Origin of the sequence: Galbibacter marinus (assembly GCF_000300875.1) — a bacterium.
Lineage (GTDB): Bacteria > Bacteroidota > Bacteroidia > Flavobacteriales > Flavobacteriaceae > Galbibacter > Galbibacter marinus.
In genome coordinates this window covers 223,468-232,100 of record NZ_AMSG01000001.1, presented here as the reverse complement: position 1 = coordinate 232,100, position 8,633 = coordinate 223,468, and the positions used below count along the sequence as shown (strand labels likewise).

Annotated in this window: 7 protein-coding genes and 1 tRNA gene; 7 read left to right on the top strand and 1 reads right to left on the bottom strand. The window is 37.1% G+C overall.

What is annotated here, in order from left to right:
• Positions 1-11 precede the first annotated feature (11 nt).
• The 5 genes from I215_RS01095 to I215_RS01075 all read left to right on the top strand — a co-directional run bounded on the left by I215_RS01095 (position 12) and on the right by I215_RS01075 (position 4,307).
• The gene (locus tag I215_RS01095) at positions 12-977 is read left to right on the top strand and encodes a PorP/SprF family type IX secretion system membrane protein (RefSeq protein ID WP_040459656.1); all 966 of its coding nucleotides are present in this window, start codon (positions 12-14) and stop codon (positions 975-977) included.
• A 93-nt stretch (positions 978-1,070) separates the two neighbouring features.
• Entirely contained in the window at positions 1,071-1,430 is a 360-nt protein-coding gene (gene folB / locus I215_RS01090) for a dihydroneopterin aldolase (RefSeq protein ID WP_008990096.1), read from the top strand.
• A gap of 97 nt (positions 1,431-1,527) precedes the next feature.
• A tRNA-Cys gene (locus I215_RS01085) sits at positions 1,528-1,598 on the top strand.
• A gap of 443 nt (positions 1,599-2,041) precedes the next feature.
• A complete protein-coding gene (locus tag I215_RS01080; protein ID WP_008990095.1) occupies positions 2,042-2,596 on the top strand; it encodes a gluconate 2-dehydrogenase subunit 3 family protein in 555 nt (184 codons plus the stop codon).
• The gene (locus I215_RS01075; RefSeq protein ID WP_008990094.1) at positions 2,589-4,307 is read left to right on the top strand and encodes a GMC oxidoreductase; all 1,719 of its coding nucleotides are present in this window, start codon (positions 2,589-2,591) and stop codon (positions 4,305-4,307) included. The genes I215_RS01080 and I215_RS01075 overlap by 8 nt, the downstream gene beginning before the upstream one ends.
• A 34-nt stretch (positions 4,308-4,341) precedes the next feature.
• Here I215_RS01075 and I215_RS01070 read toward each other — a convergent pair whose 3' ends face one another.
• Positions 4,342-5,490, bottom strand: coding sequence for a DNA polymerase III subunit (locus I215_RS01070; RefSeq protein WP_008990093.1), 1,149 nt, complete (start codon positions 5,488-5,490; stop codon positions 4,342-4,344).
• 203 nt (positions 5,491-5,693) lie between these two features.
• On the opposite strand from I215_RS01070, the gene I215_RS01065 reads away from it, so the two are divergent.
• Both I215_RS01065 and I215_RS01060 read left to right on the top strand, forming a co-directional pair.
• Positions 5,694-6,884, top strand: coding sequence for a phosphoglycerate kinase (locus I215_RS01065; protein WP_008990092.1), 1,191 nt, complete (start codon positions 5,694-5,696; stop codon positions 6,882-6,884).
• 145 nt (positions 6,885-7,029) lie between these two features.
• Positions 7,030-8,616 carry a lytic transglycosylase domain-containing protein gene (locus tag I215_RS01060; protein WP_008990091.1) on the top strand — a complete coding sequence of 529 codons (1,587 nt, stop codon included), beginning with the start codon at positions 7,030-7,032 and terminating at the stop codon, positions 8,614-8,616.
• Positions 8,617-8,633 lie beyond the last annotated feature (17 nt).

Sequence of the window (8,633 nt, the reverse complement as noted above, 5' to 3'; positions counted from 1 at the left end):
TTTTGAAACTCATGAAAAAATATATAGCAATCGTACTAATGACAGCAGGGTTATATACTCAAGCACAAGAGATGACCCTGCCAACATTCACACAGTATCTAGCAGATAATGAGTTCGTAATATCTCCGGTGTATGCTGGCATTGGAGATTACGTTAAAATTCGTGGAAATGCCCTTACCCAATGGGTAGGAATAAAGGATGCCCCAGATACACAGACATTAGTTGGTGATGTCCGATTAGGTCAAAAATCAGGAGTAGGTGGGCTTATTTATAACGATAAAAACGGAAATACTCGTCAGATGGGAGCCAGGGTCTCTTTTGCACACCATTTGACTTTAAACAACCAAGAGGATCGTTTTCTGTCTTTTGGGATTTCTTATAATATTAATCAGTTTCGCTTAGAGGCTAAAGATTTTGATACCGATGGAGATGGAACTCCAGGGGTAAATGATCCTGGAATCACGGATAACCGTTCCACTACGAACCATAACTTTGATGTCGGGGTACTGCTTAGAAGCGGAGGGTTCTTTGCAAGTCTAAACGCTTCAAATATTTTAAACAAACAATTAGACCTTTTTGCAATCAACGAACCTAATACTCTAAGAAACTATTATCTGTATACCGGATACCGATACAAGAAGAAAATCACCTCTCGATTTGAATGGGAACCTAGTGTGTTTTACCAACTCTTCGAGAGTGACGGGCGCTCATCCACGGATGTCAACATGAAAATGAGGTTCTGGGATTTTGAAGACTACTATTGGGCTGGAATCAGTTACCGATTCTTAAACGATCAGTTTTTTACTCCATTGAATATCGGTCCAATGATGGGAATGAAAAAAGGTGCATTTTACTTTGCTTATTCATACCAACTTATAACCAATGAAATCCAAGCGTATAGTACAGGAACGCATATGATTACCTTAGGGGTGGATATCTTTCAGGGTATCAGTAACTGTCGTTGTATGATGCGATAGTGCCTTATTGGCGGGCATAAGGGTATTAAACCATCTTCTTCTCATGGTTGAGGAATAAATTTTTAATGGTATTTTTGCATTAAAATTTAAGAAGTGGGAGTTATAAAGTTAACCAATATACAGGTATATGCCTATCACGGCTGTTTGGTAGAAGAAGGAAAAATAGGTAGTGATTACAGAGTTGATATTGCTGTGAAGGCAAATCTTCAGCCCTCAGCACAGAGCGATCAGCTGAGTGATACGGTGGATTATGTACAGATCAACAGAATAGTCAAAGAAGAAATGGCGATTCGTTCAAAGCTACTAGAACATGTAGCTAAGAGAATCATTGATCGTATTTTGGATGAAATTGCAATAGCAGATCAGGCCACTGTTGAGGTTTCAAAAATCAACCCACCCATAGGAGGAAATGTAGAACAAGTGACCATTACCATGACTTTAGGTCGTCAATAAGCTCTTTAAAAGGTACTTCTTTTAAATGTTATAATAATTTTAAAACAGTCTTTTGGATTTAGAGCGATATTTTTGTTACATTTGCCATCCGTTAAATGGCATTGTGGCCGAGTGGCTAGGCAGAGGTCTGCAAAACCTTGTACAGCGGTTCGAATCCGCTCGATGCCTCTAGTAAAAACCATCTTTTTTAAGATGGTTTTTTTGTTTTCAAGTTTTGCTAATTGTTATAATTGATCCATAATTGAATTTCCTTGAGCCATAATAAAAACCTTATCACTTATTTTCTATCAAATAGGTTAATGTAAACAAAGGGTTTTACACTTTTTCCAAGGAAAAAATGTGGTTGGCAACACTGTTTCGAAGGAAAAAATAGTAACTCAACACTTTTCCTAAGGAAAGACACACTGTTAATTTATGTAAAACACTGTAAATAATAATATTAAGTGTTTTGAGTATGAATTATGGTTTGAATTGAACATTTTCGACCTATAAATAAACACCCTCTAAGAGGAAATTCGTTAAAAAATGCTGTCATATTAAATTATTTACTTGGTTTCTTTATATTTACTTTTTTGGAAAATGATTTTCACTAAAACCTTTTACTATATTTTATGAAAAGACGTACCGCCCTTCGAAACATTGGATTGGTCACAGGAGGATTGTTATTAATGCCCTCTTGTAACTTTTCACCAGACCGCGTTCCTATAGTTTTGAATAAACTACAGATAACTACTGATGAAGAAATCCTTTTAGAATCCATTGTCGATACCATATTGCCAGAAACCGATACCCCTGGAGGAGTCGCCCTTAAAGTACAGAACTTTATATGGATTCAGATTGATGATTGCGCTTCACCAGAGCAACAAGCTTCTTTTCTCTCTGGTCTTCGTAGTTTTAACCCTTTAGTAAGAGAGTGGTATTATGATGATTTTGTTTCTTTAGATGCGGAAAAGCGTTTAGAGATCCTTTCTTCGCTTTTAGAAGCAGAAGATACCCCTAAACCAGTTTATGATTTTTTAAACACGACTAAGCATACAAGCGTTTGGGGATATAAAAACACGGAGTATTACCTTACTAAGCTAATGCCTTACCAATTAGTTCCTGGGGCTTTTTCATATCGAACAATCACTATTAACCCTAACGAAAAAATTAATACAAATGCCTAGTTTTAATATAGACAGTACAAAAGCAAATAGTTATGATGCCATCGTTATAGGATCGGGTATGAGTGGTGGATGGGCTGCTAAAGAATTTGCTGAGAAGGGACTAAAAACACTGGTTTTAGAACGTGGTCGTGAGGTCAAGCATATTGAAAATTATCCGACCACCAACATGATGCCTTGGGAACTTAAACACGGCAACCGTGTTCCCTATGATTTAAAAAAGGAAAATCCTATTGCGGCTAAATGTTATAATTTTATGGAGGATTCACAGCATTTCTTCACCAAAGACAAAGAACAGCCCTATATCCAAGAAAAACCATTTGATTGGATCCGTGGTTACCAAACAGGAGGGAAGTCACTATTATGGGCCCGTCAAACTCAACGTATAGGAGATTTGGATTTTGAAGGACCTGCACGGGATGGGTTTGCTGTAGATTGGCCAATACGCTATAAGGACTTAGCTCCATGGTATAGTTATGTAGAAAAATTTGTTGGTATTTCAGGTGAATATGATGGACTCGATACCTTACCTGATGGAGAGTTTTTAAAATCCATGGGTCTAAATGGTACCGAGAAATATTTCAGGGATGTGGTGGCCAAAAAATATAACAATCAGCGTCACGTAATTTACGGACGTTGCGCTCATATCACAGAGAATAAGGATATATTTATTCAACAGGGAAGAGCTATGTGTCAAACGCGAGACCTTTGTCGTCGTGGATGTCCTTTTGGAGGCTATTTCAGTAGTAATTCAAGTACCTTACCATGGGCTCAAAAAACAGGTAATCTAACCATGCGTCACAATGCTGTAGTGCATTCTATAATTTATGACGATACAAAAGAAAAGGCTACAGGTGTTAAAGTGATCGATGCACATAGCAAAGAAACAGTGGAGTATTTTGCACCTGTTATTTTTGTAAACGCGAGCGCTTTTAACTCCAATATGATCTTATTAAACTCCAAATCTAACCGTTTCCCTAATGGTTTGGGGAACGACAATGGACTTCTTGGTAAATACGTTGCTTTTCATAACTACCGCGTGAGTGTAAACGCTCAGTACGAAGGAAATCTTGAAGAAACTACTGTTGGGCGAAGACCGACAAGTGGCTATATTCCAAGATTTAGAAATGTCTATAAGCAAGAAACAGATTTCTTAAGAGGGTATGCTGCAGGATTTGGCGCCTCACGTCGCATTGAGCAGAGTTCTGAAGGATTAGGTGCTGATTTAAAGAAGAATTTAACTAAGCCAACCTATGGCAATTGGAATGTTGGATCTCATATGATGGGAGAAACTATTCCTAAGGAAGAAAGTACATTGAGTTTAGATCCGGAGAAAACAGATCAATACGGCATTCCACAACTTCGAATCAATTTGGATTATGACGACAACGATCGTAAAATGATAAAGGATTATATAGAGCAATTCACTGAAATGTTTGAAGCGGCTGGTTTTAAAAATATTTCCATCAATGATGTTACTGATAAAGCGCCAGGATTGGATATCCATGAAATGGGTGGTGTTAGAATGGGACACGATCCTAAAACATCTTTGCTCAATAAATGGAACCAATTACATGCCTGTAAAAACGTTTATGTAACTGATGGGGCTTGTATGACATCTACAGCCACCCAAAATCCATCTCTAACATATATGGCATTGACGGCTAGAGCCTGTGATCATGCTATAAAAGAGTCTAAAAAAGGTAATATATAAGTTTTCTTTGTACCTAATTTGAGATTTGAGAAGGTTATTCTTTCATGTGTAAAAATCGCGTCAACTTAATGGAAAGGTCCGTAAAGATAATTTTTCCATTTCCATTGCGCTCAATGTGATAGATAGCCTCCTCAAGTTCCTTAGTGATCTCCATAATATTGCCTCCATGAACAAAGGGGGCAAATTTTTCTAATTGGAAATTTTCACTACTGAATTCCATATAGGTGAGTTTCTCTGCCTTATAGTTAATTAGTAATGCTTGTCTAAAGACATCAAGGCAAAATAGCAGAAACTTCTTTTGCGTTTCTCTACCTGTTTTAGAGAGTTCTTCACCCCAAGTAATTAAATCACTGATGACTGTTTTGTTACCTTTGGCTCTAAAGGCAGTACGTACCCAACTTACAAACCATTTTTCAAAAACAAGATCTTCAGAATCTCTGTTGGTCAAATCAATCGCTTTGTTAAAATTTCCATTGGCGCTGTTGGCTATTTTTAAAGCCTCATTTTCGCTAAGTCCACGATCCATTAATCCTTGGACGACTTCCGCTTCGGGCAGCGGTGGAAAACGCAAAATTTGACAACGAGACAAGATGGTCTGCATAATTTGAGTTTCATCCTCAGTAATAAGAATTAAAAGAGTCTTCTCTGGTGGTTCTTCAATTAATTTAAGAAGTTTGTTAGAAGAGGCAATATTCATGCGCTCTGCCATCCAAATAATCATGACCTTATACCCGCCCTCATATGATTTTAAAGAGAGGGTTTTGACAACCTCCTGAGCTTCATCCACTCCGATGATTCCCTGTTTATTGTCTACCTCTAATACTTTATACCAATCGAATAAGTTTCCATAGGGCTGATCCTTTACAAATAATCGCCACTGTTCTAGAAAGTTGCTACTAAGTGGATGCGATTTTACTTTATCTGTAGTTGTTACTGGAAACACAAAATGCAAATCAGGATGGGTGAGGTTATTACATTTAAGGTTGCAACTTGCATTCCCATTGTCATTCTCGGATGATGAATTTCCACATAGCACATATTGGGCATATGCGATAGCTAATGGTAAAACACCGCTTCCCTCTGGACCCACAAATAATTGTGCATGTGGTATCCGGCCTTTATCAGCACTCTGGGTGAGGTGATTTTTTAAGTGAGAATGGCCTAAAACTTCGTTGAAAAGCATATGTGAAACTTTATTTCTGAAAAGTAAACTTTCTGATTTAGCTGTACAAATGTAAACTAAAATGATTTGTCAAAAAACCAGTTCTGAAGCGGTATTGGATTAAATGGTTTGTGAATCACTAAATTAACGATTTAAAAAACCGATCTGTTTTCTCAGATAAGTATAAATAGTTAAATTTGCCGTCTAATTAACTATTTGCATTTATGAAAACTATAGAAGATTTTAATTTCAATAATAAGAAAGCTTTAATTCGTGTGGATTTTAACGTGCCTTTGGATGGTGATTTCAACGTCACTGATACCACTAGAATCGAGGCTGCTAAGCCTACTATTGTAAAAGTATTAGAAGAAGGTGGAAGTGCCATTCTAATGAGCCACTTAGGTAGACCAAAAGGAAAGAAAAGTGATGAATTATCTTTAAAGCATATCGTAGCTAAGGTTTCAGAGATTATTGGAGTTCAGGTAAAATTTGTAGATCAGTCCATCGGAAAAGATGCTGAACAAGCTGCTAAGGACCTTCAGCCAGGAGAGGTCTTATTACTTGAGAACTTACGTTTTCATTCAGAAGAAGAAGCAGGCGAGGAAAGTTTTGCAGAGGCGCTTTCTAAATTAGGGGATGTTTATGTAAATGATGCATTTGGTACAGCTCACCGTGCACATGCCTCTACTACGATAGTAGCAAAGTATTTTGGTCAGAACAAATGCTTTGGGTATTTACTTGCAAAAGAAATCGAAGCCATTGCTAAGGTAATGGAGAGTGGAGAAAAGCCAGTTACTGCTATTTTAGGTGGTTCAAAGGTTTCTTCTAAAATTACCATAATTGAAAACATTTTAGATAAAGTAGATCACCTTATTATTGGCGGAGGAATGACTTATACCTTTATCAAGGCTCAAGGAGGTAAGATTGGAGATTCTATATGTGAAGATGATAAGCAAGAATTGGCCCTTCGAATTCTTAAAGATGCCCAGGCAAAAGGAGTGAAAGTTCATTTGCCAGTTGATGTTCTTGCAGCCAATGATTTTAACAACGATGCAGATACTCAAATAGTAGATGTGAAAGAAATTCCAGATGGATGGCAAGGACTCGATGCAGGTCCAAAAACCTTAGAGAATTTTAAAGAAGTAATTCTTGAATCTAAAACCATTCTTTGGAACGGACCAATAGGTGTTTTTGAGATGCCTAGTTTTGCCAAGGGAACAATTGCTATTGGAAATTATATCGACCAAGCGACAAAAGATGGTGCTTTTTCACTTGTTGGAGGAGGAGATTCTGTAGCTGCAGTAAAGCAGTTCGGATTTGAAGATAAAGTTAGTTATGTTTCCACAGGAGGTGGTGCAATGTTGGAGAGTTTGGAAGGAAAAACACTCCCTGGAATTGCTGCTATTTTGGAATAAGAAATTTGAGCATAAATAAATAGAATTTAAAAGTCTTTCGCTTAAACGAAAGACTTTTGTTTTTTAACACTTTTGAGGCGTCTTATTTTGAAAAAAATGCGATTTTTACGAATCGTTCGAGAAAGTAATAAATTTCCAGAGATTCATGAAGTACATTTTTACAACCTTTCTTATCAGTTTTATTGGACTGGTTGGGTTTGGTCAAGAGCAGGTGACTGCTGACAACACTATTATTCAAACTAAAGATAGTCTTTTGGTTTCATCCGATGAGGTGATTTCAGACCAAGAAGAATTGTTTTCAAAAATAGATACTGTAATTGTCGATGGAAAACATCAACGAATTATCCAAGATTCGACCCTTTATGCCTTAAGAGATTATTCGAAGGCTAAAAAGGTGGATCAATTACTCTTGGAAGAACTATTACATTCTGGTTTATACGATACTATATATAAAGACATTTCAAATTTAAAATACGACTATGTCGATTATATAGATTTACCAACCGATACCCTTAAGGCGCGTTTGGCAAAATTAGACCAAAAGACACCTTTTAACATACAGTACAATGAGTCTTTGGAGAGCGTAATTAAAATGTTTCTAAAGAACAAGCGAGAGTTTCTAACAAGGGTCATGGCAAGGAGTAAGTTTTACTTTCCATTGTTTGAGCAGACGCTAGATCGATATGATATTCCCCTTGAAATCAAATACCTTGCAGTAATTGAATCGGCCCTTAATCCTAAAGCCAAATCAAGAGTCGGCGCTACAGGTATTTGGCAATTTATGTTTACTACGGGAAAAGCCTATGGTTTAGATGTAAGTAGTTATGTGGATGAGCGAAGTGATCCTATTAAATCTACCGAAGCAGCAGCGAAATACCTTGGCAGATTGTATAAAATATTTGGAGATTGGGATTTGGCACTTGCGGCATATAATTCTGGGCCTGGGAATGTAAATAAAGCAATTCGAAGAAGTGGAGGATACACCAATTACTGGAATATCCGTTCTTACCTACCACGAGAAACTGCTGGATATGTTCCTGCGTTTTTAGCTACTATGTATATCATGGAGTACGCCCAAGAGCATGGCTTTGAAGACTTTGCTAGTACGGAGGCTGGTTATTATTTTGAAACTGATACCATTAAGGTTAAACAACTCATCAGTTTCGATCAGATTTCAGAAATGTTAGAAATCGATACCGATGTGGTGCAATTCTTCAACCCTTCCTATAAACTTGATATGATTCCTTTTGTTGACGATGAAAACTATGTGTTGCGATTGCCTGTTGCAGACATTGGAAGATTCGTCGCTAATGAGGATACTATTTACGCTCGAGTAAACAAAGAATTAGAAAAACGAGAAAAAACCTTACCAGAATTAGTTCAGAGTAGTGACCAGATTCGTTATCGCGTGAAAAGTGGTGACTATTTGGGTAAAATTGCTGAGAAATATGGAGTTCGTATTAGCGAAATTAAACGCTGGAATGGATTGAGAAACAATAATCTTAGAATTGGACAACGCCTTACAATTTATCCTAAAAAACCTATAGCGAGTACTTCGACAAAAACCTCTAGTACCCCTACAGAAAAGGAATACATCGTAAGAAGTGGAGATTCACTTTGGAGTATTTCTAAAAAATTCCCTGGGGTATCGGTTAAAAATCTACAAGAATGGAACAATATTAGCGGTAGTAAATTAACTCCTGGCACAAAACTTGTGCTATGTAAATGTTAATGAAACACAAAAACCTA

Bases quoted from the DNA above. Each gene is read 5' to 3' on its own strand.
- I215_RS01080 (WP_008990095.1), top strand. From the start codon at position 2,042: ATGAAAAGACGTACCGCCCTTCGAAACATTGGATTGGTCACAGGAGGA.
- I215_RS01065 (WP_008990092.1), top strand. From the start codon at position 5,694: ATGAAAACTATAGAAGATTTTAATTTCAATAATAAGAAAGCTTTAATT.
- I215_RS01070 (WP_008990093.1), bottom strand. From the start codon at position 5,490: ATGCTTTTCAACGAAGTTTTAGGCCATTCTCACTTAAAAAATCACCTC.
- I215_RS01095 (WP_040459656.1), top strand. From the start codon at position 12: ATGAAAAAATATATAGCAATCGTACTAATGACAGCAGGGTTATATACT.
- I215_RS01075 (WP_008990094.1), top strand. From the start codon at position 2,589: ATGCCTAGTTTTAATATAGACAGTACAAAAGCAAATAGTTATGATGCC.
- I215_RS01060 (WP_008990091.1), top strand. From the start codon at position 7,030: ATGAAGTACATTTTTACAACCTTTCTTATCAGTTTTATTGGACTGGTT.